18 protein-coding genes and 1 pseudogene are annotated in these 22,032 nt (G+C 65.7%); 13 read left to right on the forward strand and 6 right to left on the reverse strand.

The window, feature by feature from the left end; genetic code table 11:
• Positions 1 to 78: 78 nt before the first annotated feature.
• The 4 genes from QA861_RS07290 to QA861_RS07305 form a co-directional block, all read right to left on the reverse strand.
• Positions 79 to 2,463: an MFS transporter gene (locus QA861_RS07290; RefSeq protein WP_334587387.1), complete on the reverse strand. Its 2,385-nt coding sequence runs from the start codon at positions 2,461 to 2,463 to the stop codon at positions 79 to 81.
• A gap of 189 nt (positions 2,464 to 2,652) precedes the next feature.
• Positions 2,653 to 3,096, reverse strand: a complete 444-nt coding sequence (locus tag QA861_RS07295; protein WP_334587388.1) for an SRPBCC family protein — start codon at positions 3,094 to 3,096, stop codon at positions 2,653 to 2,655.
• A 519-nt stretch (positions 3,097 to 3,615) separates the two neighbouring features.
• Complete coding sequence (locus QA861_RS07300) at positions 3,616 to 3,834, reverse strand: DUF397 domain-containing protein (protein ID WP_334587389.1); 219 nt, start codon at positions 3,832 to 3,834, stop codon at positions 3,616 to 3,618.
• Positions 3,834 to 4,700: a helix-turn-helix domain-containing protein gene (locus tag QA861_RS07305; protein WP_334587390.1), complete on the reverse strand. Its 867-nt coding sequence runs from the start codon at positions 4,698 to 4,700 to the stop codon at positions 3,834 to 3,836. The genes QA861_RS07300 and QA861_RS07305 overlap by 1 nt, the downstream gene beginning before the upstream one ends.
• 208 nt (positions 4,701 to 4,908) lie before the next feature.
• Between QA861_RS07305 and QA861_RS07310 the strand changes: the two genes are divergently transcribed.
• From QA861_RS07310 to QA861_RS07335, 6 genes are all read left to right on the forward strand, one after another.
• Positions 4,909 to 5,334 (forward strand): ATP-binding protein, encoded by a 426-nt coding sequence (locus tag QA861_RS07310; protein ID WP_334587391.1) that lies wholly within the window; start codon positions 4,909 to 4,911, stop codon positions 5,332 to 5,334.
• The gene (locus tag QA861_RS07315) at positions 5,331 to 5,717 is read left to right on the forward strand and encodes a hypothetical protein (protein ID WP_334587392.1); all 387 of its coding nucleotides are present in this window, start codon (positions 5,331 to 5,333) and stop codon (positions 5,715 to 5,717) included. Before QA861_RS07310 ends, QA861_RS07315 begins: the two co-directional genes overlap by 4 nt.
• Before the next feature lie 152 nt (positions 5,718 to 5,869).
• Positions 5,870 to 6,073, forward strand: a complete 204-nt coding sequence (locus tag QA861_RS07320; protein WP_334587393.1) for an ATP-binding protein — start codon at positions 5,870 to 5,872, stop codon at positions 6,071 to 6,073.
• A 545-nt stretch (positions 6,074 to 6,618) separates the two neighbouring features.
• Entirely contained in the window at positions 6,619 to 8,211 is a 1,593-nt protein-coding gene (locus tag QA861_RS07325) for an ATP-dependent nuclease (protein WP_334587394.1), read from the forward strand.
• A 4-nt stretch (positions 8,212 to 8,215) separates the two neighbouring features.
• Positions 8,216 to 9,232, forward strand: a complete 1,017-nt coding sequence (locus tag QA861_RS07330; protein ID WP_334587395.1) for a UvrD-helicase domain-containing protein — start codon at positions 8,216 to 8,218, stop codon at positions 9,230 to 9,232.
• Between the two features lie 85 nt (positions 9,233 to 9,317).
• Complete coding sequence (locus QA861_RS07335; RefSeq protein WP_334587396.1) at positions 9,318 to 10,154, forward strand: hypothetical protein; 837 nt, start codon at positions 9,318 to 9,320, stop codon at positions 10,152 to 10,154.
• A 455-nt stretch (positions 10,155 to 10,609) separates the two neighbouring features.
• Here the strand turns inward: QA861_RS07335 and QA861_RS07340 are convergent, their stop codons facing one another.
• Positions 10,610 to 12,244: a recombinase family protein gene (locus tag QA861_RS07340; protein WP_334587397.1), complete on the reverse strand. Its 1,635-nt coding sequence runs from the start codon at positions 12,242 to 12,244 to the stop codon at positions 10,610 to 10,612.
• 41 nt (positions 12,245 to 12,285) lie between these two features.
• Here QA861_RS07340 and QA861_RS07345 point away from each other — a divergent pair.
• Both QA861_RS07345 and QA861_RS07350 read left to right on the forward strand, forming a co-directional pair.
• Positions 12,286 to 12,945: pseudogene (locus tag QA861_RS07345) on the forward strand (radical SAM family protein); the annotation flags it as partial.
• A 46-nt stretch (positions 12,946 to 12,991) separates the two neighbouring features.
• The gene (locus tag QA861_RS07350) at positions 12,992 to 13,519 is read left to right on the forward strand and encodes a GNAT family N-acetyltransferase (RefSeq protein ID WP_334587398.1); all 528 of its coding nucleotides are present in this window, start codon (positions 12,992 to 12,994) and stop codon (positions 13,517 to 13,519) included.
• A 4-nt stretch (positions 13,520 to 13,523) separates the two neighbouring features.
• Here the strand turns inward: QA861_RS07350 and QA861_RS07355 are convergent, their stop codons facing one another.
• Positions 13,524 to 14,105: an adenylosuccinate lyase gene (locus QA861_RS07355; protein WP_334587399.1), complete on the reverse strand. Its 582-nt coding sequence runs from the start codon at positions 14,103 to 14,105 to the stop codon at positions 13,524 to 13,526.
• Positions 14,106 to 14,476: 371 nt separating this feature from the next.
• Between QA861_RS07355 and QA861_RS07360 the strand changes: the two genes are divergently transcribed.
• The 5 genes from QA861_RS07360 (at position 14,477) to QA861_RS07380 (ending at position 22,029) form a co-directional block, all read left to right on the forward strand.
• Positions 14,477 to 16,282, forward strand: coding sequence for a 3-hydroxyacyl-CoA dehydrogenase family protein (locus tag QA861_RS07360; RefSeq protein WP_334587400.1), 1,806 nt, complete (start codon positions 14,477 to 14,479; stop codon positions 16,280 to 16,282).
• Positions 16,283 to 16,442: 160 nt separating this feature from the next.
• Positions 16,443 to 17,255, forward strand: a complete 813-nt coding sequence (locus QA861_RS07365) for a TetR/AcrR family transcriptional regulator (protein WP_319094655.1) — start codon at positions 16,443 to 16,445, stop codon at positions 17,253 to 17,255.
• Between the two features lie 421 nt (positions 17,256 to 17,676).
• Positions 17,677 to 19,014: a crotonyl-CoA carboxylase/reductase gene (gene ccrA / locus QA861_RS07370; protein WP_044472425.1), complete on the forward strand. Its 1,338-nt coding sequence runs from the start codon at positions 17,677 to 17,679 to the stop codon at positions 19,012 to 19,014.
• Between the two features lie 16 nt (positions 19,015 to 19,030).
• Positions 19,031 to 21,067 carry an ethylmalonyl-CoA mutase gene (locus QA861_RS07375; protein WP_334587401.1) on the forward strand — a complete coding sequence of 679 codons (2,037 nt, stop codon included), beginning with the start codon at positions 19,031 to 19,033 and terminating at the stop codon, positions 21,065 to 21,067.
• Entirely contained in the window at positions 21,064 to 22,029 is a 966-nt protein-coding gene (locus QA861_RS07380; RefSeq protein WP_334587402.1) for an HpcH/HpaI aldolase/citrate lyase family protein, read from the forward strand. The genes QA861_RS07375 and QA861_RS07380 overlap by 4 nt, the downstream gene beginning before the upstream one ends.
• The last annotated feature ends 3 nt before the right edge of the window (positions 22,030 to 22,032 follow it).

Raw genomic sequence — 22,032 nt, forward strand, 5'->3', positions numbered from 1 at the left:
GCGCGGACGCACGCCCCGCGCGCCGGTACGGCCGAGGCGACCGGCCGCACGGCCGGTACCGGGGCCCGGACCTGCTGGTCAGTCGTCGTGTCCGAGCCGGAGGTCGCGTTCGGTACGGCCACCGCCGGCCACCTGGAGAACGGTGGCGACCGGCGGGTAACCGGAGGCGAGGACGGTGTACTCACCGGAGGCCAGGTCGACGAACCGGAACATTCCGTCGGCCGACGTGGTGAGCGTGTCCACGACGGTGCCGGTCATGTCGAGCAGCGTCACGCGCGCGTCCTCGACGGGCCGTCCGCTCCCTGCCCGCACGGTTCCCCGCAGGACCGCGCCGCCGGCGAGTTCGACGTCCTGACAGGTCTCCCGGGACGCCTTCACGGTGACGGGGAGCGCGGCCGGGCGGAACGCGGGAGAGCCGACGGCGAGGGTGTACTCACCGGCCATCAGTTCGGTGATGGCGTACCGGCCCTCGTAGCCGCTGCGGGTGGTCGCGACGACTTCGCCGTGCACATCGGTGAGTGTGACGGTGGCGTCCGGGACAGGATTGCCGTCAGGGCTCCGTACCCGGCCCGCCAGGCGCCCCGCGCCGCCCAGGACGAGGTCCAGTTCGACGGGCCGTTCCCCGACGGTCACGGTGACCGCCTGGGGCTGGTGACCGCCGGCCGCGGCGATCATGACGTAGGTGCCCGAGCCGGGTGTGGACAGCGCGTACCGCCCGTCCTCGGCGCTCGCGCCACGCCCGATCTGCGCCCCCGTGACGTCGATGAGCGTGAGCGCCGCGCGTGGGACGACGGTCCCGTCCGGGTGCTGCACCGTGCCGGACACCGGGATTCCGGCGGTGTACGGCGCCCGGGTCTGCGGCATCGCCAGGGTGGCCGGGGTTCCCGCGGGGTCGAGGTCGGCGGGGGCGGTGTGGTGGGACACCAGCGGTTTCTCCTTGAGGAAGCAGGCGACGAGCAGACCGAGGACCAGTACCGGCACGAGGTAGAGAAAGATGCGCGGCATGGCGTCGGCGTACGCCCTGATGTAGCTGTCGCGCAGCGCCGGGGGCAGCGTGTGGACGAGCTGCGGGGTGAGCGAGTGGGGGTCGGGGAGGCGGGCGCCCGCACGCGCGGGGAGGCTGTCGCGCAGGGACTCGGCGAGCCGGTTCGCGAAGAGGGTGCCGAAGACGGCGGCGCCGACGCTGCCGCCGATCTGCCGGAAGTAGTTGTTGGCGCTGGTCGCGGTGCCGAGGTCGGCGGGGCGCACGGAGTTCTGCACGGCGAGGACCAGGACCGGCATCACCATGCCGATGCCGGCGCCGAGGACGGCCATCCACAGGCTGTACTGCAGCCGCGGTGTGTCCACTTCGAGGCGGGACAGCAGCCACATGCCGAGGACGGCGAGGGCGCTGCCCAGCACGGGCCAGATCTTGTAGCGGCCGGTGTGGCTGATGAGCTGGCCGGAGACGATCGACGCGCCGACGATGCCGGCCATCATGGGCACCATCAGCAGCCCGGACTCGGTGGCGCTGGCACCGTCGACCATCTGGAGGAAGGTCGGCAGATAACTGGCCGCCCCGAAGAGCGCCACCCCGATCACCAGGCCCACCAGACCGGTGACGTTGAAGACGGAGTCCCTGAACAGCCGCAGGGGGATGAGGGGTTCGGCTGCGAAGTGCTCGGCGACGACGAAGAGCGCGCCGGCCACGACCGCTCCGGCGCCGAGTCCGAGGATCTCGCGCGAGTCCCACGCGTACTCGGTGCCGCCCCAACTGGTCAGCAGGACCAGACAGGTCGAGGCCACGGCGAGCAGCAGCGCCCCGAGGAGGTCGAGCCGGGCCCTGGCAGCGGGCTTCGGCAGCTTCAGCACGACGGTGACGACGGCCAGCGTCAGCAGCCCGAACGGCACGTTGAACCAGAAGCACCAGCGCCAGGAGAGGTGGTCGGTGAAGTAGCCGCCCAGGAGGGGCCCGGCGACCGAGGCGAGGCCGAACGCGGCGCCGATCAGGCCCATGAAGCGCCCGCGTTCGCGCGGCGGCACGATGTCCGCCATGATCGCCTGCACGCCGATCATCAACCCGCCCGCGCCGGCGCCCTGCAGGGCGCGGAAGGCGATGAGCTGGTCCATGGTCTGCGACCGGCCGGCCAGCGCCGAGCCGATGACGAAGACGACGATCGCGAACTGGAAGACGCCCTTGCGGCCGAGCAGATCACCGAGTTTGCCGTAGACCGGCAGTCCGACGGTGGCGGTGAGCAGGTAGGCGGTGATCGCCCAGGACATCTTGTCCAGACCGTGCAGTTCACCGACGATCTTGGGGAGCGCGGTGGCGACGATCATCTGCTCCAGGGCGGCGAGCAGCAGGGCGAGCATGAGCCCGAAGAACACCAACCGGATCCGGCGCGGGCCGAGTTGTGGAGGCTCGGGCGGGGGTGCGGCGAGTGCGGTAGCCGGTTCGTCCTGCACCAGAGTGATCCCGCCCACGTACCGCTCCCCTCGTCGCACCTACCGCACAATTCCCGCTTTGGGCGACAACTGTGAGCAAGCGCGACGAGTTACGGCGTTCCGGTGCACGGGGGCGGAGATCCACTCGAACCGGTGAGATGTACGGGGGCGGGAATCAACACCCCTCGGGAGGCAGCCCCTTGAGAGGCCCGGCCCTCGGGCTTTTCCCTACTTCTCCACCTCGGTGGCGAGCCTGTCGAGGAGGCCGTCGTAGATGCGGGCGAGGCCCTTGGGAGCGAAGGTCCGCTCGAAGAAGCCGCCGATGCCGGTGGCGCCGGTCCAGACGCTGGTGACGACGACCCGCGACGTGCCCTCGCCGGCGGGGGTGACGCGCCAGGTGGTGACCATCGAGGAGTTGCGGTCCTTCTCGACGAGCTCACCGTCGGTGGGCTCGCTGACCTCCAGGAGACAGTCCCGGACGCGCTTGCTGGTGGCCTGGAGCTTCCAGTGGACGAGGCTGCCCTCGCCGTCGCCGCCCTCGCGCACCTCGTACTCGCTGAACTGCTCCGGCATCACCTTCGAGCGCGTGCCGCTGTAGTCGGCGAGGGCGTCGAACACCGTCTCCGCGTCCGCCGCGACGATGCGCTCCGTGGTGGCCTCGACCTGCGCCATTGCGTTCCTCCAGCAGCTGGTTCTTCGGGGGTTCGCGCTCACCCAACCACCCTGCCGCCCGGCCGCCCAAATCGGGGTGCCTTCAAGGACCTTCACGACACTCGAACATACGATCGCACGATCAAGGGAACATGTGTTCTATTCTGGGGTCAGTGCTACCGAGGAGGTGTCATGCGCTGGGAAAACCTCACAGTGGAGTCCGGCTCCGGCCCGGCCGACGCCGCGCTGTTCGGCGCGGACGCGGTGACCACCCGTACCTTCGACTCGACGAAGATTCACAAAGGCACTGTGCCTGACGCCCTCATTCTACCCCTGCTGGAGGTCGCCCAGCAGGGGGCAGGAAGCGCAAAAACCACAGCTCAGAGCCCTTGCGGCACCCGTCGACACCGGGGAGCCAAACGGCCAGGAGTGGCACATAGAGCCGCAGAAAAGTTGCGCCGATTCCAGAGATGATCTTGCAAGTAAGAAGCGCCCGACCATAGCGGGGGTCGGGCGTTTCTTCGTGAGGGGATCAAGCGGCTACTGCTGGCCGAACTCGCCAGCGCTAGCACCCGCGATGAACGCCCTGAACTCATCGGCCGAGAACGTCAGCATGGGGCCGGTCCGGTCCTTGCTGTCACGCAGCGCTCGACCGCCACCAGGCAAAACGGCAGCTTCAACGCAGTTGCCGTTGTTTCCGGAGTACGACGACTTGACCCACTCCAGCGGGCGTGAGCCGGGTTTGGTTGTTGGCTTCATCAGCCCTGTTCCATTTCCTTGAGGGCGTCGTAGATGAGCGCCCGGGACTTGCTGACGTTGGCGGCTGCCATGTTGAGACGACGGAACAGCATCGTGTACGTCTCCACGTCGGCCGCGTCCTCGTAGTAGAAGGTGCTGGTTGGCGACTCGGTATAGACGACGTCCGTCTCTGCCGAGGTCGGGAAGCTCATGATCACGAACGGCCCGAAGAGACAGGCGTTCATGGGGTCCTCGCGCGGCAACACTTGAAGCTCGACGTTCTGCTTCCTGCTGTCTGCGATCAGGGACTCAAGCTGCGCCTTCATCACGCTGCTGTCGCCGACATGGTGATACAGCACGTTCTCAGCGATGATCACCCACAGTTGGAGCGGGCTATCCCTGGTCAGGATGCTTCTTCGCTCCCGCCGCACGTTGATCTGTGCTTCCACTCGCTCCTTGCCAGCGTCCGGCGCTTGCAGCTTGATGAGCGCTTCGGTGTACTCCGGAACTTGCAACAGGCCGGGAACCAAGTTGGTCTCGACGTTGTAGAGCTCCGAAGCGTCCCACTCAACGGCGGCGTATGCCGCGTACGCCGGATCGACCACATTGACGTACCGGCTCCACCAGCCCTTTTGCTTGGCCTCGCGCGACAGCTTCTCAATCGCGGCCCGCTCGGTTGGATCGGTGACGTTGTACGCGTCCATCAGGGCGCGAAGATCCGGCAGACGGATGCCCGACTGCGCGTTCTCGATCCGGCCAACCTTTGATTCCGCCGATCCAAGCACCTTGGCGGCGTCGGCATGCGTCAGCCCGGCAGCGCTCCGCAGCTCGCGCAGCGTCCGCGCCAACCGTCGTTGACGGAACGTCGGGTTGTTGTTGATGGGCACCGGTCGGCCGCCTCTCCTACTCCTTCTTGCAGGTCAAGTGTGCCGCTCGCCTCACGGTGAGGGCAACAAGCATTCGGCACCACTCAACGTGGGTACTTGACACTTTGGGATCCCCACCGTGCACAGTGCTTACTGTGGCGGTGCGTTGCCTGCGAGGCTCAAGATCCCTAGCACTCATGCCACGCCAAGCCCGTCGAGGGGACCGAGTATGGCTGAACCCAGGTCGTTGCAGGTGCGGTACAGGCGATACCGCCCATCTGTGCCGGTCGCCCGCGCTAAGGCCAGGGCCCTCGCGGAAGATTGGTGCTTACTTCCAGACGCCGCCGACTTCCTAGAGTGGGTAGTCACCGAATTGGTGACGAACGCAGTAATCCATGGCCGAGCAACGCGGGGAAGTCGCGTTCTGGTGGTCTACCACATTGACGACGACCGCCTACTTGTCGAGGTACGCGACGCAGCGAGCGGTATGCCGCCCGTGGCCGCTCCCGTCTCACCGCGTAGCGGCGTCGACGAAGGTGGCCGGGGTCTGCAAATCGTGGCGGCGCTCGCTGACGACTGGGGCGTGACGCCCAGGGTCATCGGGAAAAGCGTGTGGGCTGAGCTGGCCGTCTCCTCGAAGGAGGGGACAGTGTGACTGGTGAAACGATCAAGCCGCGCCCGCTGTGCGCTGGCTACCTGCGCCGCCTCGATGGTGTGGATGAACAGGAAGAACAACGCCTCATCGCTGACATGTGCGCTCTCGCAGAACGCGAGGGCCTCGCGCTGACGCTGGCGTTCATCGAGAAGCAGCCCGGTCATACGGCAGCGCTTCACGCCGTGACCCGCTACTGCCAACTGCACGACATCCGCAACGTGGTGGTGCCGACTTTCCGGCACCTGAACACGCTGCCTGTCCTCGCGGACCTCTCCAAAGAACTGCTGCAACAAGACATTGGCGGCCGGGTGTGGATCGCCGATTGCACCGAGGAGGACACCCCGCCATGTCCGCTGACTACCAAGAACGGCGGGGCAACGTGAACCCCGCCGACAAAGTGACCCCGATCCCTCTGCTGGCAAGGTCACTCCGGTTGGTTGCCGTCCCTACGTCCGTCGCCTGTTCACGGATGTTCGTACGGCACACGTTGACGAACTGGCAGCTCGAAGAGCACACCGACACAGCGGCGCTCATCATGAGCGAACTCGTCACCAACGCGGTGAAGGCGAGTGGCATCACCGACCCAGAACCGAAGTCATGGCAGATCAAGGCCGAGCACGTCATCGGGATACAGCTTCGGGCCATCGAGGTCAGCCTGTTCGTCGAAGTCTGGGACAGAGCAGAAGCGGGGCCGGTTCGGAAGAACCCCGACCTTGAGTCGGAAGAACCCCGACCTTGAGACGGAAGGAGGTCGTGGACTGCTGTTGGTCGAGCAGCTCGCCAAACGGCGGGACGTCTACCGTCCGCCCGTCGGCGGGAAAGTCGTTTGGGCTGAACTACCGCTCGGCGTCCCCGTGGAGTCGCCCCCTTTCGACCAGGTGCACAGGCCGCTCGTCCTGGCGAGGGGCATCCGGGCACCCCGAGGTCCAGTTGAAGACCAGGCGCGAACCGCTCTGTACGCCCACCTGATGGGGACGACGGTTTCGGCGATGGTCTCGACGCACGTGAACGGTGCCTTCTAGGAGGCGGGGCCGGCGTGCGGTTGGTTGGGCTGATCCAGCGGCACCAAAACAATGAATCGCACCCTTGTTTCTATATGAACAGGGGTGCGTTCTTGTTTCTGACAGAACTTTGTCGGTTCTGCCCACGTAGCTCCTGTGTTGCTTGCTACGCTCCTCGCCACTTGTTCGTGGGCGGGCAGTGGGGGCACAAGTGGCGGAATGATTCTGCCGATCAAGTTTATGCTCGCCTCCGAGTGGCGGAAGTTTTAAAATGGGGGGGCATATGCTTTCGAAAATCATCATCCAGAACTACCGCTGGTTTCGCAATTTTAAGCTCGACTTCGACCCCAAGATGAACATCCTGGTCGGCGACAACGATGCAGGTAAGTCGACGATTTTGGAAGCAATTAGTCTTGCGCTCACCGGCAGGCTCCGAGGTCGCCTTCTTGCCCAGGACCTGTCGCCATACCTGTTTCACCAAGACGCCGCCGAATACATCGCTGCACTGCAAGATGGGCGCGAAGCCAGGCCGCCAGAGATAATCATCGACCTGTTTCTCGACAGCAAGACAGCACCCGCTGATCTGATGGGAACCAACAACCTCCTCAGGGCCAATGAGCCTGGTGTGCGCATTCGCGTTTCACTCAACCGGGACTACGAGCCCGAATACAAGGAGTTCGTTAAAGACCCGACTCAGGTCCGCTTGGTGCCAACCGAGTATTACAAGGTTGACTGGCTGGACTTCTCAGGGAATGGCATCACCTTCCGCAGCATCCCAGCCACGGCCTCACTTATCGACGCTGCGAACGTCCACCTTCATAGCGGCGTCGAATACTACATGAAGCACATCCTTAATGATCTACTTGTTCCGGAAGAGCGAGTAAAGCTGACACGCGCGTACCGCAGCCTCCGTGAGACGTTCGCAGAGGACGAGTCGATCGTGAAGATCAATGACGCGCTACGGGGTGCCCCGAGCAACGTAAGTGACCGCGAACTGACGCTGAACATCGACGTGTCGCAGAAGTCGAGTTGGGAAAGCGGCATCGTGCCACACCTTGACGACCTTCCCTTCCAGTTCGTCGGCAAGGGAGAGCAGAGCACGCTAAAGATTCTGCTCGCCCTCAACAAGAAGGTTGACGACGCTCATATCGTTCTCGTCGAGGAGCCGGAGAAGCATCTGTCATTCTCCAACCTGGGCAAGCTGGTTAAGAAGATCAGCGACAAGTGCGAGGGCAAACAAGTCTTCATCACCACGCACAGTTCCTATGTGTTGAACAAGCTAGGTCTTGAAAAACTCGTCCTGCTCTCAGCAACGGAAGGATTTCGACTCGACAGCCTTCCAGCTGACACACAAGATTACTTCCGCAAGCTCTCGGGCTACGACACTCTACGTCTTGTACTTGCTCGACGGTCAATCCTTGTGGAGGGACCTTCTGATGAACTCATCGTCCAGCGGGCTTACAAGGACGTCCACGGATGTCTGCCTATCGAAGATGGCGTAGATGTGATCAGCGTGCGCGGTCTGGCATTTAGGCGGTTCCTTGATATCGCATCACTGACCGGCAATGTGGTCGCCGTCGTGAGGGACAACGATGGCAAGGACGCCGCAGAGGTTCAGCAGAAATACGCCGCCCATACCACCTTCGCGAATATTTCTGTTCATGTGGGCGAAGATAGGGCTTATCAGACCCTTGAGCCGCAGCTTCTAAAGGCGAACGGCCTCACTGCGATGAACTCCATCCTCGGGGAGAATTTCACTTCCGAAGTGGACTTGCTTGAGCATATGGAGGACCGGAAGACCACCTATGCTCTAACGATTTTCTCCAGCGACCAGACCATCAACATGCCGGGGTACATCAAGGATGCAGTCGCTTAACAACTTGGCCGTCATCGCGGCGGCCGGCTCACAGAAGACCCAGCACATCATCGACTGCGTCGTCGCTGATCCGAGTAAGCGCGTATTGGTGACGACCTACACCAACGAGAACCTGCAACAGATCGTGAACCGCCTGAGCGCAGGCACCGGGGTACTTCCCGGGCACGTCACGGTCATGGGATGGTTCACCTTTCTCTTGAACGAGTGTGCTCGCCCATATCAAAGCTTCATCCTCGACGAAACAGGGATGATGGGCGGACTCAACTTCGTGGGGCAGCGCTCAAGATATATCCCCAAGAGCAACCCCAAGCGGTACTACCTTGATTCCGGCCAGGCTGCATACCGGGATGGAGTCTCCGCCTTTGCCTTTGAGGCGAACAAGGCGAGCAGGGGGATGGTCGTCGACCGACTCTCACGGATTTACGACCACATCTACATTGATGAAATTCAAGACATGGCCGGGTACGACTTGGAGCTCCTAGAACTTCTGATGAAGTCGCCGATTTCCGTCACCGTAGTTGGCGATCCCCGCCAGGCCACCTTCGTGACGAACAATGCCGCCAAGAACAGGCAGTTCAAGGGAAGCGGCATCGTGGAGTGGCTTGGCAAGCGGGCAACCCTATGTGTCATCGAGAACCGCGTAGAGAGCTACCGCTGCAACCAAGAAATCTGCGACTTCGCCGATGACCTGTACCCGGACCTTGCACGGACAGTTTCCAAGAACACCGAAGTCACTGGCCACGATGGCATCTTCACCGTCAAGAAGTCGGACGTACAGGAGTACGTGGAGACTTACGCGCCGGTGGTGTTGCGATGGGATAAGCGGGCCGACACCTGCGGTCTCGACGCGATGAACATGGGCACCTCGAAGGGCAGCACCTTCAACCGGGTACTCATCTTCCCGACAAAGCCAATGATCAGCTACTACGAGACCCGAGACTGCAATCAGGCCGGGGACAGGGCAAAGCTCTACGTCGCCGTGACGCGGGCAAAATATAGCGCAACCTTCGTCCTCCCGTAGTCGACGAAAAAAACGAGTGGAGCCCTCCGCACCCTGCCACTACCGTTGGTCCCTGAAAGGCATCGTCACCCGAAAGGTGTGTCTCATGGCAAACGGTAAGTCGGCGGCAAGCCCATGGGATTCACCAATCTTCCAGCCGCTCCTGCATGAGGCTGGCCTCGCAGCCCAAACCTTGTGCACTGGACTCACCACTTTGAGAAAGGCAAACTACCAGCAGACGGAGAAGTACTACGCGGGCTTCTTTAGCTACACCATCGGTCTAGAACGAGTCATGAAGTTGACCGTCCTCCTTGACGCCCTTGTGACGGACGGAAAATTCCCGAGCGACCAGCAGCTTAAGAACGCCTATGGCCACGATCTGAACAAACTGCTTCGCGCTGTGCGAGAGATTCGGGCAAAGCACGAACCGAGCGATTTCCGTTGGAAGTTGCCGCATCCCGATATCATTGACGACGCAGTGAAGTTCCTTGCTGAGTTCGCAAGGACCACCCGTTACTATAACCTCGACGTCCTATCGGGTAAGGCACCGTCTCTCGATCCTGTAGCTCGCTGGTTTCAAGCCGTTGGAAAGCCATTGCTCGAAATGCGGCCTGCCCGGCAAACACTTCGGAACGCGGACAAAGCCAGTACTGTCGGGAAGCTCCTGGAGGGCAAGATTATTATCCGTTCCATTACTGAGGACGGCACCCCGGTAAACAGCGCCGAAGAGGCCGCCATCGCAGAGCACAATAGTGAGCACGTGGCGAAGGAGGGAACTTTCCTCTGTACGGCACTGGCGAGGTACGTCATTGAAGTGCTTCGTCACCGAGGGTACGCAGCACGAGGCGCGGGCCATGCGATTCCGGAATTTGGCGACTTCTTCGCCCTGTTCAACAATGACGACGCTCTTCTCAAGAACCGCAGGTCATTCGTGGTGAGGTAGACCAGGCGTCCGGCGCAGGAACTCGACGTAAAGCCGATCCGCGGCCGTCTTGGACGCGCTGACTCACCACAGGCTGGCCACGACCTGGGGGACGAGCGTTTCCAAGTGACACCCCCAGAAACGAAGAACACCCCGCGACCACAACGGACGCGAGGGTTCTTCGTTGGGGGTGCGGGGTACCTTATGCGCTCCCCCGCGTTCGTGCGCTGCCGTCCCCGGCCCTCACCGCGCCGTACAGAGCTTCGAGTTGAGGCGTGATGCGCTGCCACTCCACCCGCCGGAACCAGGCTGCCTCTTCGACTTCCTGCCGGCCTTCGAACTCGCGCGTATCATATCCTGGTGCCTTCCCCTTGGGGACACCGGTCCGGCCGTCACTCGCCAAAGTCCTGCCGGACCGGTGCCATTCTCTTCCTGAGACCGACTCTGCGGTTTCTCTACGAGGGCTTTTCGCTGCCCTAGACGCCTTCGTCGTCATGCCAGATGATTTCCATGCGCGCGTCTCCGTCGAATGCCTGCCCCCGATAGCCCGCCTTCTTGACCCGGATATGCCGAATGGCAAGCCGCAACAGGTCTCGCTTAAGCGCGTCGTCTGCGTCCTCCCAGGCTTCGCGTTGATAAGACGTGTCGAGAAGGAACGAAATATCAACGTCTTCCTGCCCGCGCGTTGCCTCGACCGCCTTCTGTGCGTCTAGGACTGCCTCATTGGCTTCAGCTAGCGCCGGGGCAAAGAAGCGCTCCGAGGGGCCGTCATAGAGTCCAGCGCGCCGGTCTTTCCACAGGCGACTGAGGGCTGCTTCCGCGTCTGCCAGGGCCGTGCGCGCGGCTGCTTCGTCCTCTGACGCTTGGGGGTCCTGTCGGGCTTGCCAGCGCTCCGCCACAATCGCCAGCAAGCGGTCATGAGGCTCAGTCGCTGCAAGTCGAGAAGACCAGCGCATGTACACGTACTCTTCAGCGCTTTTCTGCGCCACGTACGCCGGGGCCGGACACACTCCCCCAGCACCCGGACGCCAACAGCAATAGCCTTTTCCGCGCCACGTGACGGAGGACCCGCACCCGGTGCATTCGAGTAGATCGGTGAGGATGTGACGCGCTCGCCATGATTCCTTACCAGCGGAAGGACCGGTTCCCCTGGATACTGCCTGAGCTGCATTGTACTCAACTTCGGACAACATAGCCGGTCCCACCATGACGCTGACTCGCTCACCGGCGGCATTTCGGTACAGCATCCGCTTGGACCTTCCGTCTTCGCGCCCGGTCACCTGCCAGCCCGCATATGCAGGGTTATCAATCATGTTGGCGACCGTACTAAAGGCCCATGTACCGCCGGTTGGTGACGGAACCCCACGGTCGTTGAGCATGAGGGAGATCTTCCGCTTGGCATTACCAGCAAGAGGGGCCTCGTACGTAACCCATCGAGCAATGTCCAGCCTGGTCACTTTGGGTTCACCGGGGATTCCGGCGGAAGTTTCGGTGTCACGCTCCAACTTACGTTCTTCGATCTGTTCTCCGTCTTCGTCCTCAGCCGTCACCATGACAATTCTGAGACCGTAAGGGGCCGCACCGTTGAGCCATTCTCCGTTGTCGCGCTGAAACGTCTTAGTGTTCCGCACGCGCTCACTTAGGATTTCTGTCTCTTCACGGGCATCCTCGGCGCGACGAATCAGTTCCGAACGGTCGCGCGGGTTAGCGGAATCCAGCCCGATTCCAGGGGTTTCCGGGTCACCGTTGTCCACCAGCAAACGCCGGGGCCGCCCGTCGTGCGGCTCAACAATGCTGAGGATTGCTCCTGCCCCACGCCGGGTCCACCGGTCAAGGCGGAATACCCAGAGCGCGCCAATCTCGCCTTTCTCAAGCGCCTGCAACGCCAGGTCTTGCTGGGCAACCTTCTTACTTCGGCGGAACCGGCTAGCGCTGCCGACTTCCCGCCAGACGTGCCGCACAGTGAGACCTAGTTCAGCCGCTGTGCGTCTCCCCCGTGCTTCCTGCGCGCTGACAGAGATTTCCCGGCGCCCGGTCTTCGACTTCACGGCTTGGCTCTTGCGACACACCAGGTCAATCAGGGTGCTGGTGTCTTCGGTTGGGGTGCTCATAGGCCAAGATTCGCACGTCAGAAGCATGGACCGCCAGTGTCCAACGCGCGGAGGGCCGCTACCGGCTGATGCCGGGCATCCTCACCGCCCTGCGCGACCACGCGAACCCCTTCTCGATCCTGACGAAGGGCACGCTGATCCTGCGCGACCTCGACCTCCTGGTGCAGGCCGCCCAGGTCACGGACGTCGGCATCTCCGTCTCCGTCGGCTTCACCGACCCCGACCTGTGGCGCACGGTGGAGCCGGGCACCCCCGCTCCGGAACGGCGCCTGGACGTCGTACGGACCCTGGGCGAGCACGGCATCGGCTGCGGGGTGCTGATGGCGCCGGTGCTGCCCTTCCTCAGCGACCACCCGGACCGGCTGCGGGCCACCGTGCGGGCGATCGCCGCCTCCGGGGCGACCTCTGCGACTCCGTTGGTGCTGCATCTGCGCCCCGGTGCCCGTGAGTGGTACATGGCCTGGCTCGGCCACCACCACCCGCAGCTGGTGCGCCGGTACGAGCGGCTGTACGCGGAGGGCGCCTACGCCCCCAAGTGGTACCAGCGCCGGATCACCCGCCAGGTCCACGAACTGGCCCAGGAGTACGGAATCGGGCCCACGGCCGCGGGAATGCCGCGACGGATCACCGAGCCCGCCGAGAACGACCCCGCCGCACCCGGGCCCGCGGTACCCGAGCCGGTCCAACTGACCCTCCTGTGAGGACTAATGGGAGGTCCCCGTACGTCCGCCCGCCTAGGGTGCCGCCATGAACGCCCCGATCATCGTCCGCGAGATGACCCTCGACGACTGCGACCGCGTCTCCGAAATCCGTATCCGGGGCTGGCAGCACGCCTACAAAGGTCTGATGCCGCAGACGTATCTCGACGCCCTGAGCGTGCCGGAGGACGCCGAGCGCCGGCGTACGTTCTTCGTGCGGGCCGGTTCGGAGGTCGTCGACCTGGTCGCCGAACAGTCGGGCACGGTGGTCGGCTGGGCCTGCCACGGGCCCTACCGGGACGGCGAGATCCGCACCGACGACGCCGAGTTGTACGCGATCTACGTGGCCGCCGAGCGGTTCGGCGCCGGGGTCGGACAGTCCTTGCTGGGCGAGGCGATACGCCGGTGCGCCGGCGCCGGGCACCGGCGCGTGTTCCTGTGGGTCGTCGAGGGCAACGACCGCGCGCGGCGGTTCTACGAGCGGGCGGGGTTCACGGCCGACGGCGCCGAGGAGCCCTTCGAGGTGGACGGGGTCGCCGTACCGGAGGTGCGGTACGTGCGAGAACTGCGAGGCTGACGGCTCATCTCTGCTTGGGGATGCGCGCCAGGGCGTGCACCGCCGCCTCGGCGAGGGCGGGGTGTGCGAGGGCCTTGTTCAGGACCGGTGCCGCCCGCCGGTCCCCGATTGTGCCCAACGCCTCCACACAGGCGAGCGCCACCCGCCGGTAGGGGTCGTGCGGCGTCAGACGGCGGGCCAGCGTGGTGATCAGCGCCGGCACCGACTCGGGGGCACGCAGCTCGCCCAACAGCCGGACCGGGTGCAGGGCGTAGGCGACGCGCAGTTCGTTGGTGGCGAGGGCCGCTGCCGCCCGGGCCGTGCGCGGATCGCCGAGGCGGGCCAGAGCGTAGGCGGCGGAGGCACAGCGCTGCGGGTCACGGTGGTTGAGGAGGAGGACGAGGGCCTCGAAGGCTCGCCGGTCCCCCACGAGCCCGAGCCTGAACGCGGCCAACTCCCTGGCCCACAGGGGCTGTCCGGGGGCGGTGAGGACATCCGCCAGCTCGTCGGGGTCTCCGGTCGCCACCAGGCGTTCGTACGTCTCCGAGGTGCCGGCCCCGGCCTCGGCCCGTAAGCGCTCCGTGAGCGATCGCAACTCTTCGTCCATGGTGCCGAGATTAGGTGCGGGAGCGGGACCGCGTGGGCAGGATCCCTGGACGTACATCACAAAACCGGGGGCTGGCGCGCTCGTTACCCACCGGTTAAGCTCAGACGAGCGAGTTACCCACTCGCCTGTACTACTTGCTGACGACGGCCTGGTGACGCAGCCGTCGTGAGTGCTGGTCGGTTCGGTACCTCGCGTACCGCATGTACCGCAGTACGACCCCGGTTCGGGACAGGGCCGGTCGGATCCGCCGTTCCCCGGGCGTGTGCGCTCGCAGCCCGGTGACACCCGCACTCCTTCTCGCACCCGGTGCGCCTTCTCGGCGTACCACGTAGGTGCTCCCAGTCGTCACCACCTCATTCTGGAGTCCCGCGATGGCCACTCCCCTGTCCCACACCTCTCCGTCGCCGCTCAGGACCGTCGCCGTGGTCGGCCTCGGCACGATGGGCACCGGCATCACCGAGGTCCTCACCCGCGCCGGCCGCGAGGTCGTCGGTATCGACATCAGCGAGGCCACGGCCGCCAAGGCCGTCGCCACCCTGGAGACGTCCACCGCCCGTGCCGTGGTGCGCGGCCGGCTCACCGAACAGGAGCGCGAGGACGTCCTCGCCCGCTTCCGCACCTCCACCGACCTGCGTGAGGCGGCCGACGCCGACCTGGTCATCGAGGTGGCACCGGAGTCGTACGACATCAAGCACCAGATCTTCCGCGCCCTCGACGACATCGTGCGACCGGAGACGATCCTCGCGACCGGCACCAACGCCCTCTCCGTCACCCGTCTCGCGGCCGACTCGGCGCGTCCCGAGCGCGTGCTGGGCCTGCACTTCTTCAACCCGGCGCCCGCGATGAAGCTGGTCGAGGTCGTCTCGTCGGTGCTGACCGCGCCGAAGGCCGTCGCCGCGGTCACCGACCTGGCGATCGAGCTCGGCAAGGAGCCCGTCGCGGTCGGCGACCGCCCCGGATTCGTCGCCGACGGACTGCTGTTCGGCTACCTCAACCAGGCCGCCGCGATGTACGAGGCGAAGTACGCCTCCCGCGAGGACATCGACGCGGCGATGCGGCTCGGCTGCGGTCTGCCCATGGGCCCCCTCGCCCTGCTCGACCTGATCGGCATCGACACCGCCCGTACGGTCCTGGAGGCCATGTACGCCGAGTCCCACGACCGGCTGCACGCCCCGGCGCCCGTCCTCAAGCAGCTCAGCGAGGCGGGCCTGACCGGCAGGAAGGCGGGGCGCGGCTTCTACTCCTACGAGGCGCCCGGCAGCGCGACGGTCGTGGCGGACGCGCTGACCCCGCTGGCCGGCCCTCCCGAGACCCCCGGCCGCGCCGTCCGCTCCGTCGGTGTCGCCGGCTCCGGCACGATGGCCTCCGGTATCGCCGAGGTCTTCGCCAAGGCCGGGTACGAGGTGGTCCTCGCCGCGCGCAGCGAGGAGAAGGCGGGGACGGCCAAGGCCAGGATCGGCAAGTCGCTGGCCCGCTCCGTCGACAAGGGCCGGCTGACCGCCGAGGCCGCCGCGCAGACCCTCGACCGGATCACCGCGGCGGGCTCGTACGACGCCTTCGCGGATGTCGATCTGGCCGTCGAGGCCGTCGCCGAGGACCTGGAGGTCAAGCAGCAGCTGTTCGCGGCACTGGACAAGGTCTGCAAGCCGGGCGCGGTGCTGGCCACGACCACCTCCTCGTTGCCCGTCGTCACGTGCGCCCGGGCCACCTCGCGTCCCGAGGACGTGATCGGCATGCACTTCTTCAACCCGGCGCCGGCGATGAAGCTGGTCGAGGTCGTCCGTACGGTGCTGACCGCCGACGACGTCCACTCGACGGTCCGTGAGGTCTGCGTCAAGATCAAGAAGCATGCGGTGGACTGCGGCGACCGAGCCGGATTCATCGTCAACGCACTGCTTTTCCCGTATCTCAACAACGCGATCAAGATGGTGCAGGAGCACTACGCGTCTCTTGACGACATCGACGCGGCGATGAAGCTGGGCGGCGGCTACCCGATGGGCCCGTTCGAACTGCTGGACGTGGTCGGGCTGGACGTCTCCCTGGCCATCGAGAAGGTCCTGCACCGCGAGTTCCGTGATCCGGGCCTGGCTCCCGCGCCGCTGCTGGAGCACCTGGTGGCTGCGGGCTGCCTCGGCCGCAAGACGGGCCGCGGCTTCCGCGAATATGCCCGCCGCTGACGGGCCCGGCGACCGGTCCGGACCCGGCCTCGGACCCGTCTTCGGTCAGGAGAACGACTGGGGCGGGCTGCTCGGCCCGGCCTCGGCACCTCCGCCCGCCCGGGGCGGGGGTGATCCCGGGCGGGCGCGGCACCCCGCGCACATGCAGTACGTTCGGGTCATGTCCCAGCCCGCCAGGTCCTCCCGTACCCCAGCCACGCCCGACGCGCCGGAAAGCGCCGCGGGCGGTCGCGCCGCCGCTCAGCGGCTCAAGATGCGCCGCGAACTGGCGGCCGCGGCGATGGAGCTGTTCTCGACCAAGGGCTACGAGGGCACCACCGTCGACGAGATCGCGGCCCGGGCCGGCGTGGCCCGCCGCACCTTCTTCCGGCACTTCCGTTCCAAGGAAGAGGCGATCTTCCCGGACCACGACGACACGTTGATCCGGGCGGAGGCGGTGCTCAACGCGGCGCCGGCGCACGAACATCCGCTCGACACCGTGTGCCGCGGCATCAAGGAAGTCATGAAGATGTACGCGGCCCGGCCGGAGATCTCGGTCGCCCGCTACAAGCTGACGCGCGAGGTCCCCACCCTGCGGGAGGCGGAGATCGCGTCGGTCGCCCGCTACGAACGCCTCTTCACCCGTTACCTCCTGGGCCACTTCGACGAGCACGCGCACGACGACGACGCGAACGACGACCCGCTGCTGGCGGAGGTCGCCGCGTCGGCCGTGGTCACCGCCCACAACCACGTCCTGCGGCGCTGGCTGCGGGCGGGCGGTCAGGGTGATGTCGAGGCACAGCTCGACCACGCCTTCGGGATCGTGCAGAAGACCTTCGGTACGGGCATCGGTGTCGGGAGGGACACCGCACCCCGGACGGTGCCGGCCTCGGTGACCTCTCAGGGGGAGGTGCTGGTGGCGGTCGCGCGGACCGACGCACCGCTCGACGAGGTGATGCGCACCATCGAACAGGCGCTGAAGGAACGGTCGTAGAGAATCTCCGGAAAGCGGCGGGTCGCAGCTACTGCGGCCCGCCTTTTCTGTGCCCGCGAGACCTGCCCCTTGGTCTACTCCCCAGTAGCTTTTGATCGATCATCGCTCATTTGTTACGTAAAGATTTCATTTGAGTTCAATTTCTGGCACCCAGTGCCTTGTCACCTGACACGGGGTGCCATACCGTGAAGGTGTCCGGGCGGCCGGCGTGCAGAGACCATTCGTACGTCGGCTGTCCCCGCAAACCACGTGCTTGCGCGCCCGGACGCCTGCGTCACAGGCAACCTCCGCGCCACCCCGCGCTGCCGGAAGCACCACCTGCCGAACCGACGGCACGCCTCACCCAACCCTCAGCAGAACATCGACGAAACCCTCAGCGTCTCCCCTCAAGACGCCATTCGCCGGAGGCAATACCGTGACCATCAAGGACATCCTGGACGCGATCCAGTCGCCGGAGTCGACTCCCGCCGACTTCGCCGCAATGCCGCTCCCCGAGTCGTACCGTGCGATCACCGTGCACAAGGACGAGACGGACATGTTCGCGGGCCTCGAAACCCGCGACAAGGACCCCCGTAAGTCGATCCACCTGGACGACGTCCCGGTGCCGGAGCTCGGCCCGGGCGAGGCCCTGGTGGCCGTCATGGCATCGAGTGTCAACTACAACTCTGTCTGGACGTCGATCTTCGAGCCGATGTCGACGTTCGGCTTCTTGGAGCGCTACGGCAGGCTCAGCGAGCTCACCAAGCGCCACGACCTCCCGTACCACGTCATCGGCTCCGACCTCGCGGGCGTCGTCCTGCGCACCGGCCCGGGCGTCAACTCCTGGAAGCCCGGCGACGAGGTCGTCGCGCACTGCCTGAGCGTCGAGCTGGAGTCCAGCGACGGACACAACGACACGATGCTCGACCCCGAGCAGCGCATCTGGGGCTTCGAGACGAACTTCGGCGGTCTGGCGGAGATCGCACTTGTCAAGTCCAACCAGCTGATGCCGAAGCCGGACCACCTCAGCTGGGAGGAGGCGGCGGCCCCGGGCCTCGTCAACTCCACCGCGTACCGCCAGCTGGTCTCGCGCAACGGCGCCGGTATGAAGCAGGGCGACAACGTCCTCATCTGGGGCGCGAGCGGCGGACTCGGCAGCTACGCCACGCAGTTCGCGCTGGCCGGGGGCGCCAACCCCATCTGTGTCGTCTCCAGCGAGCAGAAGGCGGACATCTGCCGGGCGATGGGCGCCGAGGCGATCATCGACCGCAACGCCGAGGGCTACAAGTTCTGGGCCGACGAGCACAACCAGGACCCGCGCGAGTGGAAGCGCTTCGGCAAGCGCATCCGTGAGCTGACCGGCGGCGAGGACGTCGACATCGTCTTCGAGCACCCCGGCCGCGAGACCTTCGGCGCGTCCGTCTACGTCACCCGCAAGGGCGGCACGATCGTCACCTGCGCCTCCACCTCCGGCTTCAACCACGAGTACGACAACCGCTACCTGTGGATGTCCCTCAAGCGGATCATCGGCTCGCACTTCGCCAACTACCGCGAGGCCTGGGAGGCCAACCGGCTGGTCGCCAAGGGCAAGATCCACCCGACGCTGTCCAAGGTGTACTCCCTGGAGGAGACCGGGCAGGCCGCCTACGACGTCCACCGCAACCTCCACCAGGGCAAGGTCGGCGTCCTGTGCCTGGCCCCCGAGGAGGGCCTCGGTGTGCGCGACGCGGAGAAGCGCGCCCAGCACATCGACGCCATCAACCGCTTCCGGAACATCTGAGAGCCGGAGGTCACCGATGACTGAGCGTCAGCAAAAGGAAAGGGACCGGCCGTGGCTCATGCGCACGTACGCCGGTCACTCCACGGCCGAGGCGTCCAACGAGCTGTACCGGCGCAACCTCGCCAAGGGCCAGACAGGTCTGTCGGTGGCCTTCGACCTGCCGACCCAGACCGGTTACGACCCCGACCACATCCTCGCCCGCGGCGAGGTCGGCCGGGTCGGCGTGCCGGTCTCGCACGTCGGTGACATGCGCCGGCTGTTCCAGGACATCCCCCTGGACCAGATGAACACCTCGATGACGATCAACGCCACCGCCATGTGGCTGCTGGCCCTGTACCAGGTGGTCGCCGAGGAGCAGGGTGTCGACATCACCACGCTCCAGGGGACGACCCAGAACGACATCGTCAAGGAGTACCTGTCCCGGGGCACGCACGTCTTCCCGCCGGGACCCTCGCTCCGGCTGACGACCGACATGATCTGCTACACGGTCAACCACATCCCCAAGTGGAACCCGATCAACATCTGCAGCTACCACCTCCAGGAGGCGGGGGCGACCCCGGTCCAGGAGATCTCGTACGCCATGTCGACGGCCATCGCCGTGCTCGACGCCGTACGGGACTCGGGGCAGGTGCCCGCCGAGAAGTTCGGTGACGTCGTCGCCCGTATCTCCTTCTTCGTGAACGCGGGCGTCCGGTTCGTCGAGGAGATGTGCAAGATGCGGGCGTTCGGGCGGATCTGGGACCAGATCACGCGCGAGCGGTACGGCATCGAGAACCCCAAGCAGCGGCGCTTCCGGTACGGCGTGCAGGTCAACTCCCTCGGGCTGACCGAGGCACAGCCGGAGAACAACATCCAGCGGATCGTGCTGGAGATGCTGGCGGTGACGCTGTCGAAGGACGCACGCGCGCGTGCCGTGCAGCTCCCGGCGTGGAACGAGGCGCTGGGTCTCCCCCGGCCCTGGGACCAGCAGTGGTCGCTGCGGATGCAGCAGGTGCTCGCCTACGAGAGCGATCTGCTGGAGTACGAGGACATCTTCGCCGGGTCGCACGTGATCGAGGCGAAGGTGGCCGAGCTGGTCGAGGAGTCGCTCGCCGAGATCGCCCGGATCGAGGAGATGGGCGGCGCGATGGCCGCCGTCGAGTCGGGCTACCTGAAGTCGAACCTCGTCGCCTCGCACGCCGAGCGGCGGGCCCGTATCGAGTCCGGTCAGGAGAAGATCGTCGGCGTCAACATCTTCGAGTCGACCGAGCCGAACCCGCTCACGGCCGACCTCGACGCGGCGATCCAGACGGTCGACCCGGCCGTCGAGGCCCGGGTGACCTCGGCGCTCCAGGGCTGGCGCGACACGCGGTACCAGCCGCCGTTCAACCACCCGCGCCCCTGCAAGGCTCTGGAACGGCTGAAGGAGGCCGCGAAGGGCACCGACAACCTCATGGAGGCCACCCTGGAGTGCGCCCGGGCCGGCGTCACGACCGGTGAGTGGGCCGGGGCCCTGCGCGAGGTGTTCGGGGAGTTCCGGGCGCCGACCGGTGTCTCGTCCGCGCCCGTCGCGGTGACCGCCCAGGAGGGCACCGGGCTGGCGCTGGTCCGCCGCAAGGTGGAGATCACGGCGCGGGAGATGGGCGTCGGCAAGCTCCGTTTCCTGGTGGGCAAGCCAGGTCTGGACGGACACTCCAACGGCGCCGAGCAGATCGCCGTACGGGCCCGTGACGCCGGGTTCGAGGTGGTCTACCAGGGCATCCGGCTCACCCCGGAGCAGATCGTGGACGCGGCGATCGCCGAGGACGTGCACGGTGTCGGGCTGTCCATCCTGTCCGGCTCGCACGCCCAGCTGGTGCCCGACGTGCTGGAACGGCTCCGTGTGGCCGGTGCCACAGACATCCCTGTCATCGCCGGTGGGATCATCCCCCATGGTGACGCCGAACAGCTGAAGGCTGCGGGCGTGGCCGCGGTCTTCACCCCGAAGGACTTCGACATCACCGGAATCATCGGCCGCATCGTCGACGAGATCCGGAAAGCGAACAAGCTCGACCCCCTGGAGGTCCCCGCATGACACCGCCCGTCAACCGTCTGCGTCCGCGACGCTCCTGCCTCGCGGTCCCCGGGAGCAACCCCCGTTTCCTGGAGAAGGCCCAGGGCCTGCCGGCCGACCAGGTCTTCCTGGACCTGGAGGACGCGTGCGCCCCGCTCGCGAAGCCCGAGGCGCGGCACACCATCGTCAAGTTCCTCAACGAGGGCGACTGGACGGGCAAGACGAGGGTCGTGCGGGTCAACGACTGGACGACCGAGTGGACGTACCGCGATGTCGTGACGGTGGTCGAGGGCGCGGGCCCGAACCTCGACTGCATCATGCTGCCGAAGGTGCAGACCGCCCAGCAGGTCGTCGCGCTGGACCTCCTGCTCACCCAGATCGAGAAGACGATGGGCTTCGAGGTCGGCAGGATCGGCATCGAGGCGCAGATCGAGAACGCCCAGGGCCTCAACAACGTCAACGAGATCGCGACGGCGTCCCCGCGCGTCGAGACGATCATCTTCGGCCCGGCCGACTTCATGGCGTCGATCAACATGAAGTCGCTGGTCGTGGGTGAGCAGCCGCCCGGCTACCCGGCGGACGCCTACCACTACATCCTGATGAAGATCCTTATGGCCGCCCGCGCCAACAACCTCCAGGCGATCGACGGCCCCTACCTGCAGATCCGCAACGTGGACGGCTACCGCGAGGTCGCCCGGCGGGCCGCCGCCCTCGGTTTCGACGGCAAGTGGGTGCTGCACCCGGGCCAGGTCGAGGCGTCCAACGAGATCTTCTCCCCCTCGCAGGAGGACTTCGACCACGCCGAGCTGATCCTGGACGCGTACGAGTACTACACGTCCGAGGCGGGCGGTAAGAAGGGCTCCGCGATGATCGGCGACGAGATGATCGACGAGGCCAGCCGCAAGATGGCGCTGGTCATCTCGGGCAAGGGCCGCGCGGCCGGCCTGCGGCGCACGTCCAAGTTCGAAGCCCCGGAGGCCTGAGCA

Source organism: Streptomyces sp. B21-083, assembly GCF_036898825.1.
In the GTDB taxonomy this organism is placed as follows: Bacteria; Actinomycetota; Actinomycetes; order Streptomycetales; family Streptomycetaceae; genus Streptomyces.